The 25,900-nt window shown below is 49.7% G+C and carries 24 protein-coding genes; 16 read left to right on the top strand and 8 right to left on the bottom strand.

Annotated features, from left to right (window positions below; translation table 11 throughout):
* Positions 1-198: 198 nt before the first annotated feature.
* A complete protein-coding gene (locus tag PJI16_00280) occupies positions 199-2,298 on the top strand; it encodes a hypothetical protein (GenBank protein MDT3775996.1) in 2,100 nt (699 codons plus the stop codon).
* Here PJI16_00280 and PJI16_00275 read toward each other — a convergent pair.
* Positions 2,255-3,124: an IS3 family transposase gene (locus PJI16_00275; GenBank protein ID MDT3775995.1), complete on the bottom strand. Its 870-nt coding sequence runs from the start codon at positions 3,122-3,124 to the stop codon at positions 2,255-2,257. The genes PJI16_00280 and PJI16_00275 overlap by 44 nt on opposite strands.
* A gap of 8 nt (positions 3,125-3,132) precedes the next feature.
* Positions 3,133-3,420, bottom strand: coding sequence for a transposase (locus tag PJI16_00270; protein MDT3775994.1), 288 nt, complete (start codon positions 3,418-3,420; stop codon positions 3,133-3,135).
* Between the two features lie 143 nt (positions 3,421-3,563).
* On the opposite strand from PJI16_00270, the gene PJI16_00265 reads away from it, so the two are divergent.
* Positions 3,564-5,759, top strand: coding sequence for a hypothetical protein (locus PJI16_00265; GenBank protein ID MDT3775993.1), 2,196 nt, complete (start codon positions 3,564-3,566; stop codon positions 5,757-5,759).
* A 94-nt stretch (positions 5,760-5,853) separates the two neighbouring features.
* On the top strand, positions 5,854-7,647 hold the full coding sequence (locus tag PJI16_00260; protein ID MDT3775992.1) for a hypothetical protein: 1,794 nt from the start codon (positions 5,854-5,856) through the stop codon (positions 7,645-7,647).
* 411 nt (positions 7,648-8,058) lie between these two features.
* Here the strand turns inward: PJI16_00260 and PJI16_00255 are convergent, their stop codons facing one another.
* On the bottom strand, positions 8,059-8,310 hold the full coding sequence (locus PJI16_00255) for a hypothetical protein (GenBank protein MDT3775991.1): 252 nt from the start codon (positions 8,308-8,310) through the stop codon (positions 8,059-8,061).
* A gap of 438 nt (positions 8,311-8,748) precedes the next feature.
* Between PJI16_00255 and PJI16_00250 the strand changes: the two genes are divergently transcribed.
* Complete coding sequence (locus PJI16_00250; GenBank protein MDT3775990.1) at positions 8,749-8,964, top strand: hypothetical protein; 216 nt, start codon at positions 8,749-8,751, stop codon at positions 8,962-8,964.
* A 24-nt stretch (positions 8,965-8,988) separates the two neighbouring features.
* Here PJI16_00250 and PJI16_00245 read toward each other — a convergent pair whose 3' ends face one another.
* Positions 8,989-10,173, bottom strand: a complete 1,185-nt coding sequence (locus tag PJI16_00245) for a hypothetical protein (GenBank protein MDT3775989.1) — start codon at positions 10,171-10,173, stop codon at positions 8,989-8,991.
* Positions 10,174-10,518: 345 nt separating this feature from the next.
* On the opposite strand from PJI16_00245, the gene PJI16_00240 reads away from it, so the two are divergent.
* Positions 10,519-10,761 carry a hypothetical protein gene (locus PJI16_00240; GenBank protein MDT3775988.1) on the top strand — a complete coding sequence of 81 codons (243 nt, stop codon included), beginning with the start codon at positions 10,519-10,521 and terminating at the stop codon, positions 10,759-10,761.
* A gap of 579 nt (positions 10,762-11,340) precedes the next feature.
* On the opposite strand, the gene PJI16_00235 is transcribed toward PJI16_00240, so the two are convergent.
* From PJI16_00235 to PJI16_00225, 3 genes are all read right to left on the bottom strand, one after another.
* Entirely contained in the window at positions 11,341-12,024 is a 684-nt protein-coding gene (locus PJI16_00235; GenBank protein MDT3775987.1) for a zinc metallopeptidase, read from the bottom strand.
* Positions 12,025-12,141: 117 nt separating this feature from the next.
* The gene (locus PJI16_00230; GenBank protein MDT3775986.1) at positions 12,142-12,930 is read right to left on the bottom strand and encodes an SDR family NAD(P)-dependent oxidoreductase; all 789 of its coding nucleotides are present in this window, start codon (positions 12,928-12,930) and stop codon (positions 12,142-12,144) included.
* Between the two features lie 73 nt (positions 12,931-13,003).
* Complete coding sequence (locus tag PJI16_00225; GenBank protein MDT3775985.1) at positions 13,004-14,473, bottom strand: YdiU family protein; 1,470 nt, start codon at positions 14,471-14,473, stop codon at positions 13,004-13,006.
* Positions 14,474-14,852: 379 nt separating this feature from the next.
* On the opposite strand from PJI16_00225, the gene PJI16_00220 reads away from it, so the two are divergent.
* Entirely contained in the window at positions 14,853-15,059 is a 207-nt protein-coding gene (locus PJI16_00220; GenBank protein MDT3775984.1) for a hypothetical protein, read from the top strand.
* Between the two features lie 380 nt (positions 15,060-15,439).
* Here the strand turns inward: PJI16_00220 and PJI16_00215 are convergent, their stop codons facing one another.
* On the bottom strand, positions 15,440-15,628 hold the full coding sequence (locus PJI16_00215; GenBank protein ID MDT3775983.1) for a hypothetical protein: 189 nt from the start codon (positions 15,626-15,628) through the stop codon (positions 15,440-15,442).
* Between the two features lie 488 nt (positions 15,629-16,116).
* Between PJI16_00215 and PJI16_00210 the strand changes: the two genes are divergently transcribed.
* The 10 genes from PJI16_00210 to PJI16_00165 all read left to right on the top strand — a co-directional run bounded on the left by PJI16_00210 (position 16,117) and on the right by PJI16_00165 (position 25,892).
* Entirely contained in the window at positions 16,117-16,551 is a 435-nt protein-coding gene (locus PJI16_00210; GenBank protein ID MDT3775982.1) for a cupredoxin domain-containing protein, read from the top strand.
* An 84-nt stretch (positions 16,552-16,635) separates the two neighbouring features.
* Positions 16,636-18,399, top strand: coding sequence for a hypothetical protein (locus tag PJI16_00205; GenBank protein MDT3775981.1), 1,764 nt, complete (start codon positions 16,636-16,638; stop codon positions 18,397-18,399).
* A gap of 175 nt (positions 18,400-18,574) precedes the next feature.
* Complete coding sequence (locus PJI16_00200) at positions 18,575-19,960, top strand: sigma 54-interacting transcriptional regulator (protein ID MDT3775980.1); 1,386 nt, start codon at positions 18,575-18,577, stop codon at positions 19,958-19,960.
* A 268-nt stretch (positions 19,961-20,228) separates the two neighbouring features.
* Positions 20,229-21,659 (top strand): MBL fold metallo-hydrolase, encoded by a 1,431-nt coding sequence (locus PJI16_00195; protein MDT3775979.1) that lies wholly within the window; start codon positions 20,229-20,231, stop codon positions 21,657-21,659.
* A 19-nt stretch (positions 21,660-21,678) separates the two neighbouring features.
* Entirely contained in the window at positions 21,679-22,266 is a 588-nt protein-coding gene (locus tag PJI16_00190) for a rhodanese-like domain-containing protein (protein ID MDT3775978.1), read from the top strand.
* Positions 22,263-22,487, top strand: coding sequence for a hypothetical protein (locus PJI16_00185; GenBank protein ID MDT3775977.1), 225 nt, complete (start codon positions 22,263-22,265; stop codon positions 22,485-22,487). The genes PJI16_00190 and PJI16_00185 overlap by 4 nt, the downstream gene beginning before the upstream one ends.
* Positions 22,488-22,563: 76 nt before the next feature.
* Positions 22,564-23,082 (top strand): DUF1264 domain-containing protein, encoded by a 519-nt coding sequence (locus tag PJI16_00180; GenBank protein ID MDT3775976.1) that lies wholly within the window; start codon positions 22,564-22,566, stop codon positions 23,080-23,082.
* Between the two features lie 72 nt (positions 23,083-23,154).
* A complete protein-coding gene (locus PJI16_00175; GenBank protein MDT3775975.1) occupies positions 23,155-23,622 on the top strand; it encodes a c-type cytochrome in 468 nt (155 codons plus the stop codon).
* Between the two features lie 331 nt (positions 23,623-23,953).
* Complete coding sequence (locus tag PJI16_00170) at positions 23,954-24,361, top strand: hypothetical protein (GenBank protein ID MDT3775974.1); 408 nt, start codon at positions 23,954-23,956, stop codon at positions 24,359-24,361.
* Positions 24,362-24,659: 298 nt separating this feature from the next.
* Positions 24,660-25,892 carry a molybdopterin-dependent oxidoreductase gene (locus PJI16_00165; protein ID MDT3775973.1) on the top strand — a complete coding sequence of 411 codons (1,233 nt, stop codon included), beginning with the start codon at positions 24,660-24,662 and terminating at the stop codon, positions 25,890-25,892.
* Positions 25,893-25,900 lie beyond the last annotated feature (8 nt).

The raw sequence follows: 25,900 nt of genomic DNA, 5'->3' as shown, positions 1-25,900 counted from the left end.
CTTGATAGACATGAACCCAAGTCGGCTAATGCAAATTATGATACCTCAGGGAATGATTTGGCACAGAATGGGATGAAGCCTAGATTGTTTCCGTCTTCCTGTTTTCTTTTTGATTGATTATGTTAATAAAATTTCAATTTTCTGTTAAAACGTTAATTCAAAGAGTGTTGCAGACCAAAGAGTGGCGTAAATAACAATATGCTGGACATAGTCGGATTTCTTAAAACCCTTTTCTCTATGGGCCGCAAAGTCTGGAAGGACCTCTCTCGTTTGTATAGGGAGCGTAAAGCTGGGAGTGGGATATCTCAGATTGATGAAAGCTCGTTAATTGACATAGAGCTCGATAAAACGCTTGCTCGCTTGCGAGGAGAAGAAGTCGACGACACATTTCTGAGCCAAATTAAATCTCATATCGAACATCCACTTGTTACCCCTCAATTCCTTCGGGAAGAAGAAATAAAATATTGGCTCTCCGATCCGCAAGTTCGCTCCGATTTGAAAGCTTTAGCATCTGCCCGAATCGTGGGTTCGATTGCGGATGACAACGAAGTCGTGGAGCGGCTTAGGAAAACCCATAGGAACATTTCTAATAAAGAAAATCCCTTCGCCGATGAGGCCATAGAAGTAGTGGTTAATATCCTCATAGCCGGCTACAAGGCCAGTATCCATGGGGATTTAATCCCATTGTCTGGCATGATTCAGGCTGGCGCCAAGGCTAACAAAGAAGGATTTGAAAAGACCGGCGAGGAACTTGGTGGCATTAGGGATAAACTTAATACACTTGGACCAGACAAATTTGTAGAGACGGCCCATACAGACCTAGCCACAAAAGAATTGGACCGGGTTCTCAAGAGTCGTGCATATCGAGCTGATCGCGTGCATGAAGAAGTTCGCGCTCTAGTTCAGCAAATCATGGAGGGCGAATTCCGTTACGCGGATCAAAAGACCAGAACAAAAATTCTATACTGGGCGGCGCGCCTTCACACTTCTAATGTTCAGCACATCTTATCGGCAAGAAACTATCTCGAGCAATTGCGCAAACTTGATCCTAGGTATGACACTCGGATTGTCGACGCATACATTATGGAGAGGGAGGGAAATGTTGATGGGGCGCTTCTTCGATTAAGAGATATAAATGACCCTGATGGGCATTCTGCTTTATTGACAGTTCTAATTCGTAATCGCGGCAAAGAAGCAGCTCTTTCGTGGTTTGAGGAACAGCCAGAACACTCGGATGCTAGATTTCTAACGGGTATTGGATGGACAAACTTGGCAATTTCTTATGCCGAAATTGGCATGTGGGAAAAGGCATCCGATTACCTCGCCGCTGCCCAGGGCCATTTAGAAGATTGGCCAGACCTTGCATTTGTCGAGGGCGTCATCAATGCGGCCATGTTAATTCCATCTGAGTTACGGCACTTGGCTCTTCGAATGAATATCTTCCATCCACATATACAGCCAGTTATTGGACCTAATATAGACCCGCGACGTCTTCATTCCTATGAATGCTTCAATCGTGCAGTAAAACTGATGAAAGAAATTGGTGAGGATACACGGGCAGAAGTAGCGAAAGGCTGGCTGTTGTGGCTCAGACTCACGGAAGAAAAACAAGAAATCTCGAAGGTGGCTCGTGGAGAAGTTGGAGAGGCCATGAAAGATCCTGCACAGGCGGTGAATTTTCTACCTATCGCCCTCGCATTTGACGTTGATTTTGATAAAGGCCCGCTCCAACGTTACCTTATACAGCGGACGCAGATGGGTGGGCTGAAGGGCCAGGAGATTATTGCCGAGGTTCTTTTGAGCGAGATTACTATGACTGCGCGCGAGTATGCGGATTTTTTAGAGCAAGAAGAGAGTCGCCTAGTCACAGGTGTCCCAATAGCTACTCTAGCGGGGAAAAGAATTGAGGCGCTGCTAGCGGATGGGCAAATTGCCCGAGCAAAGCATGTATTGGAGGAGCACAAGAGTGATTTCGATGATGACTATGATCGCCTTCGTGTAGTGATTCTCAGAAGGGAGGGTGGAGATGCCCGAACCACCCTTGAAGAGATCTATTCACGGACAGGAGTGTTACTAGACCTCCAGAATCTTGTACGAGAAATTGAACGAGCAGGAGATTGGAAGGCATTACGTCCACTAGCGGAGAAGCTATTCCAATTCGAACGAACCAAACACAATGCCCGCCGATTAGTAGAGTGCATACGACATGATCCAAAGCTTGGACATGCTTCCATTCTGTGGTCTTCCCCCAGTTTCACGGACGGGTTAAAGAAGACTGTGGATCGTGTTGCTCCCTAAAATTCTTCGGGGCCAGTCCCTGAGTAAAGGAGTGGCTCCGCTGATGATTGTAAAACCGCTCAATGTAGTCAAAAATATCGGCGCGGGCCTCTGCCCGGGTTTGGTACTGCCGCCGATGGACTCGCTCTCGTTTGAGGAGGCCAAAGAAACTCTCTGCCACGGCATTGTCATAACAACTTCCCACGCCACTCATACTGCTGACAATCCCATGAGCCTGGAGAAAGGCTTGAAACTCCTGTGAGGTATACTGGGTGCCTCGGTCGGAATGCAGGATGACAGGGGCCGCACTCGTCCGCTGCCACACGGCCATCAGCACGGCTTGGAGGACCAGGTCCCGTCCCAGTTGTGGCTGCATCGACCACCCAATCACTTGCCGAGAGAACAAATCGAGCACCACCGCCAAGTACAGCCAGCCTTCTTGCGTGGGAATATAGGTGATATCCGTCACCCATTTGGCATTCGGACCTGGGGCTGAAAAATCCCGGGCCAACTGATTCGTGATTCCAGCCGGTCGGTCTCCAGATCTCCGCCGTTTCCAACGCGTGGGAGCAGGAATCCCTCGCAACCGCTCCCGTTGCATTAAACGGGCAACACGATGTTTCCCACAGCCCTCGCCTTGCCTGCGTAACACCTGCCAGATCTTCGGGCTCCCATAGACCCCATCACTGTCTGCATGGATGATGCGAATGGCGGCCGTCAGGCGCTGACAGTCTTGAGCCCAGGGACTCGGAGAGCGGCGCTGCCGGGCATAAAACCCACTCGGGGAGACGTGGAGGAGACGACACATCAGACGCAGAGGAAACATGGTGCGACAACGTTGAATCATGGCATCCCTTATCGGGAGGTCTTGGCGAAGAACGCTGCCGCCTCTTTTAAAAAATCCCGCTCGCGAGTGACCAGGGCCAATTCACGTTTGAGGCGAGCCAACTCTTGATCGTGAGGCATCCCAGTGCCTGGAAAAGCTTTCGCCCCTCGCCGTCCGGCCTCCCGACACCACCGCCCCAACATGGCCGCATTAAGGCCTAAAGCCTTCGCCACTTGGGTAATCGCCCCACCGGCCTGTTTGGTCAGTTGAACGGCTTCCTGCTTAAACTCTTGGCTGTACTTTCTCCGTTGCTCCATGACACACCTCCTTGCCTAGTATGAGGCTTTTTAGATGTGTCCGTAAATTCGGGGGAAGACCACTGGCATTCTTCGAAGAAAATCCAGATGTGGAGGATTGGGGCAATGATTTCAGATCGGCCAAGGCATGAGCACATTTTTACTTGGGGCAGACAATAGAGTCTCGTGCAATCAATGACCAGCTTCTCAATGCTCGCAACAACTCGGCAGATCTTCTGCTGGACATGAATTTAGCAATTCAGTCGGGAAACTGGGAGAGATTTCCAACGATCGTCGATCGGGAATGGAGCAAGCGGGATCAATACAATGCGGATCTACTACTTCGCCTTGCATCGATAGCTGCTGAAGCTGATACAACTGCTAACCGAGCAATTGAGCTAGCCAAACTTGCGGCAAGCAAGGCCCCGAATGACCCAAATGTTCTTATGAATGCCTATTCATTGGTTATTCAACTTGGGCGAGATCAGGATGCAGATCCAACATGGATGTCTCGAGCAGCAGATTTGTCTTCGGACAGTGGTCCGGTCCATCGAGTGGACATGCGAACTCTTGTTCAGGAGATGATGCCCGCACACCGCGAGCGTGAACGGTTAATCGAACGCAATTTGCTAAAAGGAGAAGTGCCCTTGCATACGGCAGCAGCCATGCTCCATATACCGCTTTCACGGATACTTATCGACCTCCCTCGACGGAATGCTGAGCAGGGTGATGGCCGCCGCCGTGTGATCATCCCGATAGCTTCAGGGGCGCGACAGACCATTCCACTTCAACCCTCCTGGGTTGTGGGGTTAGATATCACTTCCCTATTGGTGCTTGGATACCTAGACCTCCTCCGAATTGTCCTCACGGCTTTTGATCATATTGTTCTGGCACCTGAGACCATGGTTGCTCTTCTCAACGAACGTCGCCGTGTGCGTTTTCACCAACCTTCACGCATTGAGAATGCCGAAGAGATTCGTGAACTCATAGAAAAAGAACAGCTAAAACCATTGACTTTATCTATAGAACCCCCGCCATGGCTTGTTGAGGAGGTCGGCCGCGATCTTGCTGAAATGCTGGAAGCTGCTCGCATCAACAATGGCCACGTGGTTCATCCACGCCCTATATATCAATTGCGCACATTCCTTGAGAAAGAAGCTGCTTTAAAGGAGTACGACAAATTAATTTTGTCGACCACCGACTTAGGACGCCTTCTGGTTGAGACAGGGAAACTTAGTAGTGAAATGTATATGCAGGCTAGAAAGTACCTAGTTGCCCACGACAAAGGCCAGGAAGTGGACACGCTGACTGCTGCCTCCATTTTTAGCGCTCCCGTATATCTCGATGACCTCGCTATTACATATCTACAGCAAGCTGGACTCCTGCAGTCGGTGTGTCGTTGCGGTGTAGATCTCCTGGTCCTCCCATCCATGAGAGAAGAACAGTCTATCCTTATGTCTGCAAACAGAGAGTGTGAACGACTTAATAACAATATAGACGACATTCGGTCCGCACTAGTCGAGGCCATAAATAATGGTAAGGCCATTTTTCTTCCGCGACATGATGTCGATAATGAGATGATCGGATCTCTTTCAGGATTTCTTGCCGACACTGGAATGTGCGACATTGTATGCATCGATGACCGCTATCTAAATCGCCATGGTCTTCTTACAGACAAAAAGGGACGCAATGTGCCAATTTCTTGCACTCTAGATCTAATTAGCTATCTTGAAGCACACGGATTAATAGACAACAAGAAGAAACAGAGGTCCTTACATCAGCTCCGAGAAGCGGGTTTCGCTTTGATACCAGTAGATCCTGATGAGCTTGAGCGATTGTTGCGCGCAGCATTATTTGATCAGGACAACCAATTGATCGAAAATCCCGAGCTAAGGGTAATCCGACAGCTCCTCATGCGCATTCGCAGCTTGGATATGATCCAACATCCAACAGAAACACCCTATCTCGCCAGGTTGCGTCTTGTTTGTATCCTCACCATTCGCCGTTTATGGCAAGACGATAATATGCCAGTCGAGCAGACGGTGACTCTTACGAACTGGGTTTGGGAAAACGTGTCACCTTCGCCAATTGACTGGGAACGAACTGCTCACTTCAACGAAGACAGTGTCCAAAATCGTGAGGTTTATGTCAGGCACCTCATTCCTCTGTTCAGTCCTATGGGACCTCTCAAACCCAAGCGATATGAGGCATTCTTGGAATGGATGGAGCAGGCCGTGTTAGAGCCGTTGTTGCCAGCCAACAATACCTTGATTGACGATCTGGCTAACCAAATAAAAGTCGAAATGGAACAGTTGATTTTGGAATTTTGTAATGAGAATGGACAAAACCCTAATCGCTAGCTACCTTTGCAACCTCTTGCCCTCTCGAGTAAAAAGGCAAGTTCTAGGAGACGTAGCTTTCGTATCTCAATATGGCCCATTGACACAGTCAATCATGGCATTTTCCACTGGAATTTCCCTAAGTCAAGGTGAACTCCTTGCTGCCATTAGGCGTACACTTGCTCACCATGAGAATCAAAAGGTGAAAAATCTCAATGGCAATGAAGTCCTGGTTGTTTTCGAAAAGGACAATCTTCTTCTAAAGATGATGGTTGAGAAAGAGCAAAAAACACTAGCTGACCTCAGAGACTTTGTGATTCTTTCACCTGATAGAGATACCCGGATGCGGGCACTCAATAACCTCTTGGATTGTCTTGGTCCAACGGCACCGGACTTTTCTGCACTACAAAGGGCAGCCGAGGAGCGCGAAGTAACTGATGCGGAAACTGGAGAGTTATTGGAAGCGATGAGTAATGGATTTGCAGGTCACCGAACGAGAATTACAACGGCTCTCGATAGAGGAAAAATACAGCTCGACGATATCGTGCCAGATTCCCTTGCCTATTTTGAGCATTTTTGCGGCCCCAATCCACGTGGCATTTTGCCCGAGGAGTACTTGACCAAGATATTGCCTTCATACAGGAAACAATTGCTCAACAGAAATCTTGGGAGAGGGTTGGAGATTTGCCTGCTTGGTGCATTGCGCGATGATCTTATGCCTGCTGCTTGGACCGACATCGTTACTGATGACGAAATGTGGAGCGCTCTAGGGACAATCGATTTAAGCGGTAATCCATTCGCGCTCCTTGGCACACTCGATATCGCGATAAATCGTCAATATGACGAACGATTTAAGGTCTTAGCGGACGAGATTATGACCAACCTACTACAGGAACAATTGCTTCGTCAGGATGGCATTGATTGTTATGAACTGCTCCCCATCTTTTCGCAGCTTGTGCTGGACCGCATAAACCTACTAGAAGGCGGCGCCCTATGTGAACCATTTTGGAAGCGTATGTGTGCATGGATGCATGCTGGAATACTTATGCAATCAACCCTGAATAGACAAATTAACCTGGAAGTTCTGCGTGGTTGGGTTCTTTCCAATAGAAATATATCTGGAACATATGCGCAGATGGTCGATCTTCGCCATGAACCGATGTACCGAGCTGGTGAAATGTCGCGATCTTCTCTCCGAGAAGAAATCATAGGAAGGCTTGGGATGCTTAGGGATAGACACCAATCTACTAGTTGCCCGATACCACGATCTGCGGAGATTTCCGAGGCTATGACTAGTCTTTCCATCAAAGGCTCCCCACTAGGCTGGGCAATGCCAGGGCCACTTGATGGACATCTGCGACCAGCCGAACTGAAAGGACGCAGTCTGTCAGAAACTGACGTCACCTATGTCCTCGAAGAGCTTGCCAAGGACCCTTTTGTTTCAATTTGGTCAAGATTAGCCTACTTCTCTCAATACTTCGACCTAGGCGCAAAAATCCTCCTGCGTGCGTGCGAGGTGAGTTCAGGGCCAGACTTCAAAATTGAGCAGTTGGAGGGGCAGACACAACCAGATCGACTGTTCGATATCTGTCTCGTGGCTGCAGCACACCGGAATACGGATTTGGCTCGGGCAATCTCGTCCATCGCTCTAGCGAAAGCGCCGCATGCACAGTCTGCCGAGAAGGCCCTGAAAATCTTACATATCCTCTTATTCGCCAGCGCAGCGTTCGAGTGTGAGGATGAATGGTCGGATTGGATTGCGGAGCAACTCGCAGACCTTGCTTACAGACTCCCTCAGGGTGAAGCTACGAGAACTCTTTTGGAACATCTGGAACAAATCAAGAGGGTTTTGCCGGTAGAACGTTCGATCTGTTCACGCGCAGAGGCGGTCGCCTCTTCTGCAAATTGAGAGGTAGCATCGCAGTTGGCCTTATACAAAAGAAGTCAGTGATAGGTAAGCGGGCCAAGTCTGAGGTAAACGGCTAGGATTCAATAAAAAGTTTCTGGCGTGTAGCGCCATAGGACCACGGCATCCCGTTTCCGAATGCGAAAGCTACAAAGTGAGACCTCCAGCAGGGTTCGCTCGGGGCAATTAAATCGTATTGTCAGAATGTTTTCAGGAAGGTTTACCGCCTGACTAGGCGAATCCATCGCCACATATTCAAAAAGCTGAAGAGAGTGGAGGCGACATAGGTCAAGGCTGCGGCTTTAAGAATACGTCTGGCGCCCTCCATATCCGTCTGTGCGAACTCGTCCTCTTCCTCCAGAATCGGCAATGCTCAGTGGAAACGGGCATTCCATTCCACCGGCAACGTGAAGGCTACGGTTGCTCCCTGCAAATCATTTCTGACATCTGATTGGACTCGGGCACTGCCTGCTTTGCAATGGTCGCCACCTCCAAAAGACGAACTTCTTGGAAGGTTTCATTCCGTTGATTCGCCATTGCCAAAGAAAGGCCGTCATAGACGTTTCGAGCCGCCTCAGACCACTTAGGGTCACATGGGAATCCTTTGAAGGCGGCGTCTGCAGCTTTTTTTTCATCATACGTTAAAGGTCGATTGGTTTGTTCCATAACCGTCCTCCTTTTGTTCTTAACAATGAAAGGCGAGGGCTCCCCAACACGCTGGCAAAGTTCCGATGCTCAATTGGGTTAGGTCCATGATGGCATTCTCCTTGTTCTTGAGTCGTTCCCTTCCTGCTCTTGGTTCATGAGAGAGCAACCTTAATGCCATTTCCTCACTCGCCTCGGACTGCCCCACTTCCATACTGCCAACTGATTGATTTATTGAAAGAAATAGGAAGCTTGAGGGAAAGAACGGTTTGCCCCCCCATCAACACCGAGGTATCCCAGTGTATCAGGATGTATCAAAACATCTGAGAATGTCTAAATCATGACAGGTACTGAATGATTGATGGTCAGGAGATCCAGGGTGATTGGGACGTCAAGGTAGGATAACCCAGAAGGTCAATTCAAGGTTACATATTACGAAGTGTGGGGTAGGGGCTTTCAATGAACGCCGGACCAATCGAATCCATCGCCACACATTCTCACCAGGCTGAAGAGAGAGGAGGCGACATAGGTAAGGGCGGCGACAGTGAGGATACGTTTGGCGGCGTGCAAATCCGGCGGTGCCAGGGAGCCGCCTTCATCCAGGATGAAAAGGACCCGCCGGAAGCTGGCATTTCATTCCACGGGTTCGAAATTGGAACGATCCCCGATTGGTAAGTTTGTTCGGCACCTTTTCACTCTTCATAGTCTTAGCAGCACCAATAGCTCACTGCAACGTTTCGTTATTTCCTCGGTCCCCCCGAAAGTTTTTTTGGCAGTTGCGAGGCCGAAATGAGCATCAAAGTCTTTTTTTATTGATTTTTTTTCAACGGCTGACGCAGCCTCCCATTGGAGATAATAAAAAATACAGCAGTACAGTTCTTGAAGTGCGTGCGCGGCACCTTTTGGGAACGCCGCATTGAATAAATCTCGAATCTCGCCATCATTTGAAGCAATCCTCTGAGCACCCGAATGAAATTGTGTTCGAACATCCCCTTCACTTTTCAGTCCAAGTTCGAGCAAGGTATGCCATTTTTGCAACTGTACAAATCGGATTAAATGAACCTCATCGTTCCAATCAGTGATATCAAGAGTCCGATTGAATTCTTCCAATGCCAATTCGTATTGGCCTCCCCTGAACAACTGAATCCCTTGGCTACTGGCATGCATGAACTTCTGTTTATTTGCTTGCTGGGTCATTTCAAGTGCCGCAGCTTCGGTACGCGCTTCAAACTGACTCATAAATAGTTCTACGGCTGTTCTTTCATCGCGGTTAGAATACGAAGAATCGAGGGATTGGCTTGCAAGTTCGTACAGCGTATGTACATCATAAATTCTGGCAAGGTCCTCCCATCTAATCCGAATTCCGGTTTTGTCCCCATGGTGGTTCATGTACACACCGAGCACTTTCCCTATGGCAGTGGGATTTTCTTTGATGAGCTCAAAGACATAATCATTTACCTTCAGATTATTTTGCGGCTTGTAAGTGCCCCATTGCGCCAATATGTATCCGTAATTCTTTTCTTCATTGAAAATATTTCGCTTGCCTTCAATGAAATGTGCGGTGAGCCTCTCATCCAATTGTGAGCTCAGTGCATAAAAATTGCCTTGCCTAGGGATGTTGAATAAATCTCTCATTCTGCTTCGAACGTTATCCACGACTCGAACGGCAAGCTCAAAGGACGGAGTTTGTTGGACGAGGTCACTCAGCACAACTTCCATTTCATCTGAGTGCAACTTGTTGTCTATAAGATCAAACAGAAGGCGGATGGCGGCCAAGAATTCTGGGTCATAAAAAATATCAGCTCCTTCTTTTCTGAAGAGATGCATATTCTTGTACAGGCATTCTATAAGTACGACAGAAGTTTCACGGGTCATTATTGGCATAAACATAGGACTCTTTTGCCATAACTCACTTAGCTGTTTCCTATTCCTCCCACTTGAAAGATGGGAATCACCATCCTCTCCACACTCGTCTTGGCCAAGCCGACGGCAAGAATTAATGAAGGATTCGACAACCTGTTCTGGCGTTTCCCTGGCCGGAACACTGAGAGTGAAGTATTTCCAGAAAATGTCCGGATGACTCAGTCGTTTCTGACGGAGATACTCTCGCTCCGAGGCATCATCTCCAATATTCGTTTTGAAAAATCCCTTTCTCACTTCAAAGAATAAAACTTGAAGAAGTTGGCACAGGACCTCCGGGTTCTCCTCGTTGTCACATAGCATTTCGATGTGCTCTTTGATGAGGAGGTAAGTTCTGTCATCTCTGGTGGTGAATTCATGGGGAAAAGAAAAAAATGCCTCCTCACCCCAGGGTGGGAGGTATATCCACGGATATTCAACGATATCTTCGTAGACGTTAGGGTAAAAGGTCCTGATTGCTTCCAGAATCAGGAAATCTGGAAGATGAACCTCTTCCTTCAAAGAAGGGAGACTTTGATTGAGACCGTGCCAGAAAAGGTTTCTGCACTCTAGAGTGGGAAACAGCTTCGATAACTGGGTGGCGTAGATTGGAGTGAAAATTTTCTCAAAACCTTCAATTCTTTTCTCTTCAATCTCGAGATTTCTCAACAGTCTGGCTATTGAGGAAACATGGTCATCCTTGTCAGAGAAATAGGGGTCGCGATCTATGGATTCCATTCCTTCTGGAGGCAGAGAAATCCTGGGCCGGACAATTCCACCATCAGATGAGGAATCTTCAGGCCTATCTGTATTTAATATGGCGGTGTCCTCCATAGGATCGTCACTTAAAACCAATACTGTTGTTGAACTTCCCGGAAAGCTTCACAGGATGGATTGCATCGGATCTACTATTTCGTCGGTCCCACATAGGTCAAAATTGAATTCCGTCAACTTAAGACCAGCCACAAGAAGCATACGGTATTTCATGATCCATTTCCCCAGGAATCTGGCTTCCCAATCAAAATCTAATAGATTCGGGCGCCTTCCTGACTGTCGATGAGTTTGTACATTCCGGATGGGGGATCTAAGAGGAAGGGGAGGATATCTATTGTTGCATTCCGAAGCGTATCCGCAGGACGTCTCCAAGGAGATTTAGCGCCTGACGAGGCGAATCCACCGCCACATATTCACCAGGCTGAAGAGTGAGGAGGCGACATAGGTGAGGGCGGCGGCAGTAAGGATACGTTTGGCGCCATGCAAATCCGGAGGTGCCAGGTAGCCGCCTTCTCTGAGGATCGGCAGAGCCCGCCGAAAACTCGCATTCCATTCCACGGGTAGGGTGATGAGATGCACCATGGCGGAGACGCTCATGGTCCCGATCGCCACGACTAAGACGGCAAGACCCACGGCAGGAATCCGGGTCACTCCAGCCAGGACAGGAATGCCCAACATCAGATACGACCCGGCCTTTTCGGCTTTCTGCGCAAATTTGATCAGGTGGGTTCGATCTTTTAAAAGTGAATAACCTTCATGATCTTGCAGAGCATGCCCCACTTCATGCGCCGCGATGACTGCGGCGGTGAGGGATCTGCCATTGTAATGTTTCGGGTTCAAACCGACGACTTTGGTTTCGGGATTGTAATGGTCCCCCATCGGCGTGGGTTCCACACGCACCTTTTGCAGACCAAACCGATTGAGCAAATGACGGGCTAATTCCCCGCCCGTTCCACCAAGATCCTCACGGTGTTGACGATATTGGCGGAAGACCCACCACACCCACAGTTGGGGTCCCAACACGACAATCATGAGCAGGAGAAAAAGAAGAATCATGCGCATGAAATTACTATCTCCTCAGCCGGCTCATTACCAAGGAAGGGATTGCTCCTTCTGTTGTTTTCCTGATTACATTCAAGGATTTTCCGGAGAGGTCTTTTTGCTTATTGGCCTGTTCCATCAAAAGACCGTCCGCACGAGACCGCCTTCGGCCCGGATGCACGATCCATTAATCACTGAGGCGCGGGAACTGCAGACGAACGCCACGATCTCTCCGATTTCTTTGGGATCAATCAGACGACCGATTAGGGAGGTCGGGCGATTTTCCGCCATAAAACGGCGCCCGGCTTCTGCTGGCGGAAGGTCGGGAAAGATGTCCCGGATGAACTTCTCAACACTTTCCGTGCGGGTGGGGCCGGGGAGCACCGAATTGACCGTCACCTCCGTCCCTTTGGTGAGTTCGGCCAGTGAACGGGCAATGCCTAATTGCATGGTTTTCGTTGCGCTGTAATGCGCCATTTCGGGAGCCGGGGAGACGCCTGATTCGCTTGAAATGAATACGATCCGTCCGTGACCACGCCCGAGCATGCTCTGGAGGTAATGACGGGCGAGACGCACGCCGCTCATGATATTGATTTCGAACATCTCCTGCCACGCCTGATCCGTTTCCTCAAAAAATCCGACAGCCTCGTAGATGCCGAGATTGTTGACCAGAATATCAACCTCGGGCACTTGGGAGATGGTGTGGTTGCAACCGGCGGCAGTGCCGTTGTCAGCCACAAGAGAGATCGTCTCTGCATGAGGAAGATCGGCCTGGATCTCCGCCATCGCTTGCTCCACGCTGGCCTGCGTACGACCGTTGATTATCACTTTAGCGCCCTCAGCGGCGAGAGCACGCGCGATTTCCAGCCCTATGCCCCCTGAGGACGCCGTCACCAACGCCGTTTTCCCATTTAGATTCAGATTCATGATGACACTCCCTTCCCATGACGGACGAGTGGAACTCCCCGATCAGGTTTTCTACTGTTTTTCGCTAAATTGTTTACGAAGAGCACGAGACGATAATCGATGGTTCGCCGGGAGGCGGAGGCAGGGCATAGACTTCCATGCCTGGTTGTTCGGTAAAGGGATCACTCAGGAGTTTCAACAACCGGTCTATTTCCGAATAGTCCTTCTGCTGAACGGCTTGGGTAATGGCCCTTTGCGCGAGATGGTTTCGGAGGATGTACTTGGGGTTCACCTGATCCATTCTGACTGAGCGCTCCGCATCATCACTTTTTTCGGCTCGAAGCCGTTCCCGATACCGTGCCGTCCAATCATCAAAGGGTTCTCGGTGGAGGAACTGGTCCCGTAGTTCGGAGGGTACCGTGGGACTCTCCTGGCGAACGGTACCCAAGGTACGGAAAAGGGTCGTGTAATCCGCCCGGCTGGAATCCATAAGGTTCAACAGATCAGTCACGAGTTTGTCGTCTCCCGCATGCGATTCGACCAGACCGAGTTTAGCCCGCATCAGTTCGGCATATTTTCCCGTCATCGCCTTTTCATAGACTGCCGGAGTGGCATTGACGTCGGCTTCTTCCAAAAACGGTGACAAAGCCCGTGCCAGCGCCCGAATATTCCAATAGCCGATGTCGGGTTGGTTCTGGAAGGAATACCGCCCATGATGGTCTGAATGATTGCAGATAAACGTTGGATCATAGCCTTCCATGAACCCGAAGGGGCCGTAATCCATCGTCAACCCGAGTATGGACATGTTATCGGTATTCAGGACACCATGGGCCCACCCCACGGCTTGCCATTGAGCCACGAGATGTCCGGTGCGAACCGCGACTTCATGCACCAGCCTGGCATAGGGATTCTCTGCTTCTTCCAAATGCGGATAATGATATTCGATGACATAGTCTGCCAGCGTTTTCAGATATTCGAATTGACGGCGATAGTAAAACACCTCAAAACTGCCAAACCGCACATGGGTCGGCGCCATCCGGAGCAGCATCGCCCCCGGTTCTGGTGTTTCCCGCCAAACCACTTCTTCCCCGGCCACAATACATAAACTGCGAGTTGTGGGAATCCCCAACCCATGCATGGCTTCGCCACAGAGATATTCCCGAATAGTCGAACGCATCACTGCACGACCATCGCCATCCCTTGAGAATCGCGTCAGCCCTGCGCCCTTTAATTGCAACTCCCACCGCTCCCCTTTTTGATTGCGCACCTCGCCCAGCATGATGGCCCGCCCGTCGCCGAGCTGCGGCACGTAATGTCCGAATTGATGCCCCGAATACAACATGGCAATGGGATCGCTCCCAGGCAACAGCTTGGCACCGCAGAAGTATTCTGCAAACTCCGGACGGGTCCATTCCGTGGGATCAATTTCGAGTAATTCGGCTGCTGCCGGATTCACGCTCACAAGGTAAGGATTTGGAAAAGGCGTTGGCTTGACCCGCTCATGAAACACGTCAGGCAGGCCCGCATAGGTGTTCTGAAAATTGAGATGTTCTAATTTAGCCATAACTTCATTATCCGTGACCTAGGCGAGGTCGAGCAACCACAAACATCCTTTTATCCATTTGAGCCATTTGAAAATTCACCGCTGACCGCGAAAACCTATAGACCACTCGGCATGAAATGCCACATCGGTGTGAGCTCCAAACGTGTGGCTCAACTCCGTATCTCTTTCGATTCAACTGTGTGTGTTATATTCTCAACAACCATTTTTTTGATTTCAGTGGAAATCGAAAAACATCAATATATACAATACATTAAAGCTAATGCCTTTTTAGGTTCAATTATTGCTTTTGTCAGAGTGCAGAAGTCTCAAAGCTGAGAAGCTTATGATTATTGGGTGCGCAAATTTTTTGTTAGACCCTCGAAAAAGAAAAGGAGATGGCATGATTCGGATCTGTGCATGGTGTCGACAGGAAGGCAAAACTGGAATACTTGGAAGGAACCCGGGAGAGTCCGGGGAGATGAATGAGCCGGAATCCCACGGGATTTGCCACGACCATGGGCTCCTCCTGCGTCAGGCTTTCACGCGAAACCTTGCTCATCGCCCTCTTTCAACCGCCACGCTCTCCCCGTCATCAGCCTCCTTCTAACCAGCGTTCATGATGCTGAGACCCGGGTGGCAGGATGCCAGGAGTGTGTTCTCCAGCCGGGGAACAGATATGCCTCACGGCTGCCAATATGGGAGTGTTGAATAATAATATTTTCCAAGGGCCTATTGACCCACAGGCACGTTGCATATCAGAGCCCTCGGAGGCGGCTCCAAAAGCATGCCCTGAGCCTTCGAAGGGTTCCTCCAGCAAAGCCGCGGTCATTTTTGCCCGCAGAGCGTACTCCAGTACGTGAGCACGGAAAAATGGTGAGAACGCCGCTGGCGGCATTTTTCAACTGCCAGCACATGGGAATCTCAACAGCTGCGCTTTGTCGGAGTGCCGTCTTGCGGACGGGGATCGAGGAAACCGGGGAAAGTTGCTTATCGGCGAGGAGTTGGGAAATTGCTGGTCGTCTTTAATCGATTTTTGATCAGGACCGTCCCGATATGAGGGAGGCGGGCGGTTCGACGGACCTCATACCATCCATACGCCAACACGCTCAGGACCAACACGAGCGCTATGCCTATCGAAAGGGGGTCGGAACCGATAAAAAACTCAATGAGATGCACAGTGGATCGTTCTCCAGATATATTCTCATTTTTTCGGTCGTTCCCGCAGGATCTTGATATTTTCTCTCACCTTCCGAATTTTATACCTTTTATACATATTTCCACTTACGGCTGTACCAAATTTTTTCCAGGGATTGCCTAACCATTCATTCTGCTCGTTTCGCGCCGGAATCGCTAACCTGAGTGTTAAATAATAATAATTTCCAAGGGCCAATTAACCCACAGGCACGGTGCATATGAAAGACCTCGGGGCGGTTCAAAAAAACCTGCGCTGAGCCTTTCGAAGGGTTCCTTCAGACCTGCCCTGAGTCATGTCAGACGGAAGGCCGCAGGCATTTTTTCGCGCAGAGCGTACTTCGAGTACGTGAGTGCGGAAAAATGGCGAGAACGCCGCTGGCGGCTTTTTTCAACAGCCCCCTAGCCGGTATAATGCTTTCATTATGATGTTCCCCCTGCCCTCGTTCAGATTTTTTCAGGCCGGTCTTCTGATGCTGAGTCTCACGGTGTTTGCCCCCCTAAACTTGGCCCTAGTGAGGGGAGCCACGCCGGTCAGTCTCGCTCCTGCCGATGATACCGAAGAAACAGTTGTGACTATCAATATTAAATCTCGGGAATTCAACCCCAACAGCCTTTCACTCACCGTGGGGCAAAAAACCCGCCTGGTCCTCAAAAATTTGGATACGGAACTGCATGCATTTCTGCCGGTCGGCCTACTGACAGATATCCACTTGAATGTCAGCGGAAGTGGTGCCCCACAGTTTTCCAAAGAAGGACTCAGCCGCGTTTTGCTTCCCACCCGAGGTCAAACAGACATTGTCTTTATCCCATCTCATCCCGGTACGTTCCCATATTTTTGCGATTTACCGGGCCATGTGATGCGGGGTACCATCGTGGTACACAAGAACGAGAGTATGGTAGATTAGCCACCTGGGCATGAGGGACATTCCCCTTTCTACTCGTACATAAAATCATTAACCAAGCATGTTTGTGAGGAGGAGTTTGGTTCCATGAATATTGTTCGCCTTCAACCAATTATGACAGATACCCTGCAACCTGCGGCAAATCATCGCCCCGGGTCCCCTGTTCGCCGGATGTGGTCTAGGCTCAAATGGGCCGGCCTCCTGTGCTGTTCCTCGCTGTTAGCTTTCACTCCTGTGTGGGCGGCCGAGCCAGCACCCGTCGATGACGAGGCCCTGCTCACCACCGTTCGGGAATTTGCCAATGCGGTAGGAAACGGCGATCGAGTCGCAGCAGGCCAACGGGATTTTGTGTGCTTACATCAGATGGCCCATCAGCAGTTGTTCTCAGACGGGAACTTTCCAGACCCGTCAAACCCTATCTATGAATGGTGTGAACAGCGTCGGCAGGAGGCCCACCAACGAGTCATTCAACAACACGACCGGGCATTGGATAATGTGTGGCCTGGATTGGGGAAATTAGTCGATTTTTCAGACTTCGAACGATTCTATATTGCGGAGACTCTCCACCAACAATTGGCTCCGTCGTTTTTTGTCATGCAGGCCATTGCAGTTCAGGAACCAACGACGCCATTTGTCATTGAGACCGTGGAATCGGGTGCCTTGCCCCATGCCTCGTTTCCTTCGCCGGATGAAACCGGAGTCCTCGCCACACCCACCGCCTTTCTGACCACAAGAGTGTCCTACCCGAATGCCTTGACGGCACCCATTGCCAATGCCCCGGGAGCCGAGGATTGGGCAGTGCCTTATAAAAAGGCTCAGCGGGTGGTGAAATCCGTCAACGTGAAATGGGTCGTGCTTTCAGATCTTAAGCGATTGGGATTTCCCACGGACCGTGCCGTGCTGGATTTGATTCTTGATGGCCCGCGTGGCACAACCATTCCATTTGTGGTGGATCCAGGTGGATTTATGCCTCGCTCAGCAGAATGGTTTGGCCTCCCGGAAAGCATGGAGACCATACAAAAAGGGATTCAGCAGGCACAGGCAGCCCCCACCAGACTCGAATCCATCATGAGGTTAAACCGGATTTTGATGATTGGTCCAACTCACATCCCTACCCTCGAAGTTTTTTCAGATCAACTGTACAAAGGGTTTCTCGATTATGGAAGTCGTTTGAACGGCCTTCAATTGGGTGACGAGCGACTGGCCCAACGGTTTAACGAACTCTATTGGACGGTGCAATCCCAAACCGACCGGTTTGATATGTCCCTGGGAATGGAAATGGGCGGGAAGGCTGAGCCGATGCCTGCCGATTTTCTCTATCGAATGATTCCCGTGATGGAGGCCTTAGCCTCCCTGGAGCCCGGTGATTTCAACAACCGCATTCGCCTGTCCTCTACCTACCGATGGACGAACGACCAAATGGCGGCCCTGTCCGCTCCACAGGAATTACTGAGTGAAATCCCAGCCGACCAGGACGAACTTCGCGCCCAGGTGCTCTTGGAATTGGCGTGGGCCCGGATTGGGAAAGTGGCCTGGAACCGGCACTTTGACGATCCAGACATTCAGAAAGGCTATGAGGCAGCTCAAAAAGCATTCGAGCTCACGGAAGATCCGCTCAACAAATTTACGGCAGTCTATGCGATGGCCTATAGCCTGGCGTTTCACGTACCTCGTGACAATCAGGCGATGTTGGGGCTACTACAACAAGCCCGTGACTGGTTTGAAAAAACTCCCGGCTCAAGCCCTCAAAGCTGGGCGTATATGTTGCACAATGATACGCTGAAGGGGCTAGTCGAGAATGATCCCGCCTTCAAATCATTGCTGGCCGCACAACTAGATCCTGCAAAATAGGTGAGAGCGGCCTCATGAAATTTTCACATGCGGTGTCCCGGACAAACTGACGACCACAATAGGCTGGAGAATCGCATTGCCTCAATGAACGTTCTCCAGCCTTATTGGTTCACCTTCCCTCTTCTTTTCAACACGGTCCCTCTCTCCCGGGAACCTCTTCTTTAAATCACTTCCCATGGAGCTAGATTTCCGAAAAAATCCCGCCATCCTCAGCAACATGTTAGACGTGATGGCCGATGGCGTGTTCACCGTCGATGCCAAAGGTCATATTGTCGCCTGGAGCACCGGGGCTGCTCGGATAACAGGATATTCCAGTCAGGATATCCTGGGAAAATCCTGTCATATTTTAGAGGGTCAAAATTGTAAGGGCTTTCGCATCCTGACGGAATTCCTGGACAACCCGACCCCGTATCCATGGGGAATCTGTAACCAGGAATGCAAAGTCCTGGGGAAAGATGGGCGAGAACTCTACCTTTTCGGCAATGTCTCGATCATCCGAGATGAACAAGGTCAAGTCGGAGGTGCTGTGGGGACCTTTACCGACCTCACTTCATTTATTTTAAATAATCAAAAAATTGCGGTGCTGGAGGAACAGGCGAAATCCCGTGAGTCCTTTCAACAGCTCATCGGCAAAAGCCCTGCAATGCAAGAAGTGTTTCGCCGCCTCCGCCTGGCTGCACAAAGCGATGTCACGGTGCTGCTCACCGGGGAATCGGGTACCGGAAAAGAACTGGCAGCCCGAGCCATTCACACCCTGAGTGATCGAAAAGACAAACCTTTTTTCGCCATTAATTGCTCAGCCATTCCTGAAACCTTGCTTGAAAGCGAACTTTTTGGCCATGTGAAGGGAGCATTTACCGGGGCCATACGCGATAAAATCGGCGTTTTTCAAGCCGCCGACGGTGGCACATTATTTTTAGATGAAATCGGGGATACCAGCCCTCTCCTGCAATTGAAATTGCTCAGAGTCCTGCAGGAAAGCGAGATTCGCCGAGTTGGAGATGATCGGGGCATGCAGGTCGATGTTCGACTCATTACGGCCACCAATAGAGACTTGAAAGTCCTTATGGCGGAAGGCACGGTTCGGGAAGATTTTTATTATCGGATTCATGTGTTCGAGATTACCCTCCCGCCTTTGCGAGCCAGACGAGAAGATATTCCCCTACTGGTTCACCATTTCATGGCGGCCAGTTCCATGACGTTTCGTCGCGAAATAGGAGATATAGCCCAGGATGCTCTTCAACGATTAATTGACTATAACTGGCCCGGAAATGTCCGCGAATTAAAAAATGCGATCGAACATGCCTTCGTCACCGTCAATGGTGATTGCCTCACCCTGTGGGATCTTCCTTCCGAAGTCCAACGTCCCCAACGATCTAAAAGTATCAAACCTATCTCTCCCCAAGCAGAGCCTTCCCTTCCACCCGATGAGGAAGCTCGGATTGCTGAAGCCCTCCAACAGACCAAGGGCAATAAAACGGAGGCTGCCAAGCTACTCGGAGTGAGCCGGGTCACCCTTTGGAAGAAAATCAAACAGCTTCAGTCCCCTCCACACACATAACCCAACCGTTAACGCGTTAACTTAACAGTTAACGCATTCTGTTCAGTTCATATTCATTTTAAGACCATCACCCGGATTTGACCTGTCGTAGTCTTTCCATTATCCATTGTTTTTGTTTGAAATTTTCAAATACGGCTACAGAAAAGCAATCTGGCACAATCCATGCTTAACTATGGTGCATGGACAGAATCTTAAAGGAACATTTCGAAACGAGCTCAGTCGCTTTCGACCAATGCTCCTTTTCAAGAAGGAGGGGAGGGTATCAATCATGATTGTGAAACAATTTTATTTGAGTTGTTTAGCTCATGCGTCTTACATGATTGGCGATCACAAAACCTCAACCGCTGTGGTCGTAGATCCTCAAAGGGACGTCGAGCAATATCTTCAGGAGGCCCGACGTCACGATTGGAAGATTCGGTATGTGTTTCTTACTCACTTTCATGCGGACTTTCTAGCCGGGCACCTTGAACTGCAACGACAAACGGGTGCTGAGATTTGCCTTGGCGCCAAAGCCAAGACCGACTTCCCCATTCGAAATTTTCGGGACAAAGAGGTGCTTGAGTTTGGATCGGTGCGCATTCAGGTGTTGGAAACCCCAGGACATACCCCTGAAAGTATTTCACTTGCCGTCTACGACCTGAGCAGGAGCGCCGATCATCCACACTGTGTGCTGACAGGAGATACCCTGTTCATTGGCGATGTCGGTAGGCCGGATCTTATGGCCTCCATTGGCGTGACTGCCGAAGAATTAGGGGGCCAATTATTCGATTCGCTCCGAAATACTCTCATGCGCCTTCCGGATGAAACGCTGGTCTATCCGGCACACGGAGCGGGATCTATGTGCGGGAAAAATTTAAGCAGTGACACGGTGTCCACATTGGGCAGACAACGTTGGGAAAACTATGCGCTTCAACCTATGACAAAAGAAAAATTTGTGGAATTGGTCACGGCCGACCAACCTGAAGCCCCTTCGTACTTTGGATATGATGCCAAGATGAATAGGGAACAGCACCCCGTTCTGGATGATGTGGTACGGAACAGCCTTACGCCACTTTCTCTTCAAACGGTGTTGGATCACCAGAAAAGTGGGACTCAAGTCCTTGATGTCCGAAATGCCGTTGAATATGCCGGAGGCCACCTGAAGGGGAGTCTCAATATTGGATTAGGAGGAAAATTTGCGACATGGGCCGGGACGGTCCTGGACCCCAAACGCTCCATCGTCACCATTGCCGAGCCTGGACATGAAAAGGAGGCGATTCAACGATTATGCCGCATTGGGTTTGACCGGGTCCTGGGCTATCTGAAGGGTGGAATGCAATCCCTTGAGGTAAACCCCGATATTATCCAAAAAGTCCAACGCATCTCTGCTCAGGGACTTGCAGAACTATTGACCACCTCCCAACCACCAATGGTTGTCGACGTCAGATCGGAAAAAGAGTGGCAGGCAGGGCATATTGATCGAAGCCTCAATATCCCCTTACCTCACCTGGCCGAACATCTTCAGGACATCCCTGCGGATACCCCTGTAGTGGTCCACTGTGCCAGTGGGTATCGATCATCCACCGCCATAGGGATTTTGGAACAAGCCGGACGAACCCAGGCGATGGATCTCATCGGAGGGCATGACGCCTGGCTCACCACATGGGGGCATCCACGCCACAAAGTTCAACACGAAAATACCGCCGCATGCGCGAAATAGCCGTAAAGGACAATACAAGATGAATATGATGCTCTTAGATCAAAAACCAAAATCGGGAATGGGTCACAAAAATCAGATATCGCCTCTTTCGTTGAACGACCCTATTTATATTGATGTCAGGACTCCGCAAGAATTTGAAGGTATGCACATTTCAGGTTCTCGCAATATTCCTCTGCCAGACCTCCATACCTATGTAGAGGAACTACAGACTCTCTCTCGTGAACACCCCATCAGGTTACTGTGCCGAACACAGAACCGTGTGAAGATTGCCTACGAATATTTGACCAACCATGGTCTGACGAATTGTGAAATTCTGCAAGGAGGCATTACCGCCTGGGTTAATCAGGGCAAGCCTGTTGTCCGGGGACAACAACGAATTTCACTTGAAGGACAGGTTCGAGCCATTGCAGGCGGGTTGATTCTGGCAGGGGTAGCCTTTGGCTTCACGGTTCACGGTGGATTCTTTTTCATCCCCGCCTTGGTTGGAGCCGGGCTCCTGCACGCGGGATTAACCGATTCGTGTTTAATGGGTATGCTGTTAGCCAAGCTACCCATGAACCGAATTGAAAATTCCTCGAAAAATATAGGCAAGAAAGGAGATTCATGATGAATTGTCCACGATGTGAAGGATTATTGATGAGTGATCAAGTCTATAACCCGGAGGAAGCTGTATATGTGTTGCCCATATGGCGATGCGTTAATTGCGGCGAATCGTTTGATCCCATGATTCTCCAAAACCGGACGACACAAAAAGCGAAAGGGATCATGCAACATTCAAAATCCACAAGTTGGACAAACAATAGAACCCCATTAGCTATTACACGATAGGACGTCTATAGTTTTGCCCAGGCCCTAACCTGGAATTCAGTCAGGTCTGTCACACCTTAATCACAAGGAGGTTGCTATGCATCATTTAATTCGTTCCGTTTTGATGTTGGGGGGGTTTAGCCTTTTGGCCATGGGGTGGATGACCACTCCAGCCATGAGTGAGGGAAAAAGCCCGACAGATGGCTATGATATTCACATCCAGGCCCCGCATATGATGGCGGATGGGACAGTGGGAGGACCGTACCATCATTACTGTAAGGGCATTTCGGATGAACTGTTGCAATGTCAGTTATATGAGTCCACCGATCCTAATGCCAAACTGGTGGCCATTGAATATTTTATTGCCAAAGACCTCGCACGCAAAAATGTCCCCCTGATTCAGTGGAATCGGGCCTTTCATGATCATCAAGTCGAAATCGATACCGGGCGCGTGCAAATTCTCGATGTTGAAGACCCTGCCAAAGTTAAAGCACTGGCAGAAGCGGCTGGGAAAACCGATGGAGTCATCTTCCACCTCTGGGGCAAGCATCAGGTGGTTCCAGATGGGGCCGTCTCGATACCAACCTCGCTTGGTCACGTCTTCCGAACAGAATAATCTAACCTCACAGGGAGAGCGGTCTGTCGCTCTCCCTGTATTCCTACAAACTCATTATTTTAAGGAGCACTTGTGATACGTCGGAAATTGGGATGGCTCCTGGTGGGGTATTTCATTTTTCAAATTCTCTGGGCTTTTCCAAGTGAAGCGGCTGATCTTGAAGTGTTAAAGCCTCGGGTACCTCAGGATCAAATAGCCGAAGCGCGATCGTGGGAAAATCCATTTCCCTCCACCCCTGAGAATATTAAGAAGGGCAAACACATTTTTCACGGCAAAGCCTTTTGTGTCACCTGTCATGGACCAGACGGAAAAGGCCTGGGAGATATACCTGGATTAAGAGGAAAACTTCCCCGGAATTTTACGGATAAAACCTGGCAGGCAGCTCGCACCGATGGGGAACTCTTTTGGATATTGCAAAACGGCAGCCAGGGGACTGCTATGGCCTCCTTCATCCCCCTGGTGTTGACTGAAGAAGAGGCTTGGTATGTGATATTGTATGTGAGATCATTTGGCAATGGGGTAGAATCGAGAAAAGAATAAAACAATGATACGGCCATCGACCTCAGTAAGTTTTCTATCGCTCACAACGAGGCGTTTGTGGCCATTTAGGTCCCGAATCCGTTGACCGGGCACCTTAAGAATGTCAATATGCGAAAGAGGCCACGCCTGGAGTGGCGATGATCAAAGTGTTACATGCCGGAAAAGGCGGTGAATTGATAGGTATTACCCCTCTCATCAATATCGGGGAGGGAAGTGAAACAGCGGATCCGCATGGCCTTGCGGTTGTTCAACCCTAATTTGTTCCGTACGCGAGCATGGCCTTTTCCTGAGGCCATATTCCGAACCACATCTAGGAAGGAGGACTTGGCTTATGACGGTTATGCCTCTAGTTGTTCTTGCAACCTGGTTAGCGTTCACCTCAGTCGAATCTCCCTCCCCCTCAACGACCTTAGCCTTGCCCATAGAACCCGACGAAAGTACGCGCATCGATGAAATCTACGATCAGGAAGCCCTCATGCTGCTGTCCCTGTATTCCTTAAAAGGGAATGGGAAAGCCGATTACATTACGGGACGAACGGTCGAACGACATGTCCGAAGCACCTACGGAAATCCGGTGTACTACACGTTAGAGTTTCCCGTTTTTTATTGGTGGAACCATACGATGTGGAATGACCCGTTTGTCGATGGTGTCAACGGAAACGAACAGGTCTATCAGGAGGAAACCGATTTTGATGTGAGCCGTTATAAGCCTTGTGTCTTTAACGGGCAAACTTGCTAGCCAAACGGCGATGGCAGCAGGGTCTTCTCCCTCAACTATCCATCGGTTCGTCGATAGGTCATCTAGGGCTTTAGTCCCCCCCAAAAAACTCCATTTCAGATGAATATTCTGTATAAAAATCAACGGCATGGGATTATTAAAATGGAAAACCAGGAATGGACCTCATAGCGCTTTCTGGAATATTCTGAGGAGCGGAGATGGTAGGTATTTATTCTATCCGTACATTCAGATAAAGGCCTGGCCTCTAGAAGGGCAGGCATTCTGGTTTCTATTGGAAAATGACAAGGTAGATTGACCTATGAATGAAAAAAAATCGGGAATAGACCGTCGCCATTTATTGCAGGGAAGCCTGGCTCTTGGATTGACAGGCCTACTGACTCCCAAAGGCCTTTGGGCTAAGGATTCCCCGACCGTCACCCTTCCTTTCGAGCGAGGTCGCCGTCCATTGGTCGCTTTTCCACAGAAGCGGCCACTCCTGGTGATGACCACAAGACCTCCCCAATTGGAAACTCCATTCGATATTTTTAATGAGGACATCTTTACGCCCAATGATGCCTTTTTTGTTCGCTGGCATCTTGCCAATATCCCTCAGAAAATTGACATGAACGGCTTCCGGCTGACTATTCGCGGTCGAGTCAATCACCCACTATCCTTAAGCCTTCATGAATTACAAACCCAATTTGAACAAGTTGAAATTGCGGCCGTCGCCCAATGTGCCGGAAATAGTCGCGGGTTTTTTCAACCACGGGTACCCGGCGGACAATGGGGAAATGGGGCGATGGGAAATGCCAACTGGAAGGGAATCAGACTTCGTGATCTCCTTCTCAAGGCAGGAATAGAAGGTGATGCAGTACAGGTGAGGTTCGATGGGCTGGACCAACCGGTCGCACAAGCCACGCCTGACTTACGAAAATCGCTGAGGCTTGATGATGCCCTGCAGGAAGAGGTGTTGATCGCTCACTCCATGAACGGGGAGGCACTCCCCATGCTGAACGGCTTTCCCCTTCGCCTCGTGGCGCCTGGATGGTATGCCACTTATTGGGTGAAGATGCTGAATGATATTGAAGTGCTCAATGAGGCCGATCAAAATTTTTGGACGACCCAAGCCTATCGCCTGCCGGCTAATCCTTGTCATTGCGTGAAACCAGGAGAGGCCTTAACCGATACCGTGCCCATTGGCAAAATGCCCGTTCGCTCCTTTATCACGAATCTGGAAGAGGGTCGAACCATTCCGGGAGGGGAATCTTGCACCATTAAAGGCATCGCCTTTGACCAGGGCTATGGCATTGATCGCGTATTAGTCTCCGTGGATGGAGGACAACAATGGCTATCCGCCCGATTAGGAAAGGATTATGGAGATTTCAGCTTCCGTCCCTGGGAAGCGAAATTTATTCCGAAGCCTGGACAGGCATATGCACTTCAATCATTGGCCATCAATCGGATTGGAGAATCACAGCGGTTCGGTGCCCGATGGAATCCAAGTGGATATCTTCGTAATGTGATCGAAGCAGTGAACATTCAAGCCAGCTGAGGACAACC

It is taken from the genome of Nitrospira sp. MA-1 (assembly GCA_032139905.1).
In the GTDB taxonomy this organism is placed as follows: Bacteria; Nitrospirota; Nitrospiria; order Nitrospirales; family UBA8639; genus Nitrospira_E.
Note: the sequence above shows the minus strand (reverse complement) of the source record. Positions and strands in the feature narration are given on the sequence as shown.

What these genes read in the sequence shown, in the direction of transcription:
- PJI16_00205 (MDT3775981.1), top strand. Translation starts at nt 16,636, where the DNA reads ATGAATATTGTTCGCCTTCAACCAATTATGACAGATACCCTGCAACCT.
- PJI16_00255 (MDT3775991.1), bottom strand. Translation starts at nt 8,310, where the DNA reads ATGGAACAAACCAATCGACCTTTAACGTATGATGAAAAAAAAGCTGCA.
- PJI16_00200 (MDT3775980.1), top strand. Translation starts at nt 18,575, where the DNA reads ATGGAGCTAGATTTCCGAAAAAATCCCGCCATCCTCAGCAACATGTTA.
- PJI16_00275 (MDT3775995.1), bottom strand. Translation starts at nt 3,124, where the DNA reads ATGATTCAACGTTGTCGCACCATGTTTCCTCTGCGTCTGATGTGTCGT.
- PJI16_00225 (MDT3775985.1), bottom strand. Translation starts at nt 14,473, where the DNA reads ATGGCTAAATTAGAACATCTCAATTTTCAGAACACCTATGCGGGCCTG.
- PJI16_00220 (MDT3775984.1), top strand. Translation starts at nt 14,853, where the DNA reads ATGATTCGGATCTGTGCATGGTGTCGACAGGAAGGCAAAACTGGAATA.
- PJI16_00280 (MDT3775996.1), top strand. Translation starts at nt 199, where the DNA reads ATGCTGGACATAGTCGGATTTCTTAAAACCCTTTTCTCTATGGGCCGC.
- PJI16_00190 (MDT3775978.1), top strand. Translation starts at nt 21,679, where the DNA reads ATGAATATGATGCTCTTAGATCAAAAACCAAAATCGGGAATGGGTCAC.
- PJI16_00230 (MDT3775986.1), bottom strand. Translation starts at nt 12,930, where the DNA reads ATGAATCTGAATCTAAATGGGAAAACGGCGTTGGTGACGGCGTCCTCA.
- PJI16_00260 (MDT3775992.1), top strand. Translation starts at nt 5,854, where the DNA reads ATGGCATTTTCCACTGGAATTTCCCTAAGTCAAGGTGAACTCCTTGCT.
- PJI16_00165 (MDT3775973.1), top strand. Translation starts at nt 24,660, where the DNA reads ATGAATGAAAAAAAATCGGGAATAGACCGTCGCCATTTATTGCAGGGA.
- PJI16_00185 (MDT3775977.1), top strand. Translation starts at nt 22,263, where the DNA reads ATGATGAATTGTCCACGATGTGAAGGATTATTGATGAGTGATCAAGTC.
- PJI16_00180 (MDT3775976.1), top strand. Translation starts at nt 22,564, where the DNA reads ATGCATCATTTAATTCGTTCCGTTTTGATGTTGGGGGGGTTTAGCCTT.
- PJI16_00235 (MDT3775987.1), bottom strand. Translation starts at nt 12,024, where the DNA reads ATGCGCATGATTCTTCTTTTTCTCCTGCTCATGATTGTCGTGTTGGGA.
- PJI16_00210 (MDT3775982.1), top strand. Translation starts at nt 16,117, where the DNA reads ATGCTGAGTCTCACGGTGTTTGCCCCCCTAAACTTGGCCCTAGTGAGG.
- PJI16_00250 (MDT3775990.1), top strand. Translation starts at nt 8,749, where the DNA reads ATGAACGCCGGACCAATCGAATCCATCGCCACACATTCTCACCAGGCT.
- PJI16_00170 (MDT3775974.1), top strand. Translation starts at nt 23,954, where the DNA reads ATGACGGTTATGCCTCTAGTTGTTCTTGCAACCTGGTTAGCGTTCACC.
- PJI16_00245 (MDT3775989.1), bottom strand. Translation starts at nt 10,173, where the DNA reads ATGCCAATAATGACCCGTGAAACTTCTGTCGTACTTATAGAATGCCTG.
- PJI16_00195 (MDT3775979.1), top strand. Translation starts at nt 20,229, where the DNA reads ATGATTGTGAAACAATTTTATTTGAGTTGTTTAGCTCATGCGTCTTAC.
- PJI16_00270 (MDT3775994.1), bottom strand. Translation starts at nt 3,420, where the DNA reads ATGGAGCAACGGAGAAAGTACAGCCAAGAGTTTAAGCAGGAAGCCGTT.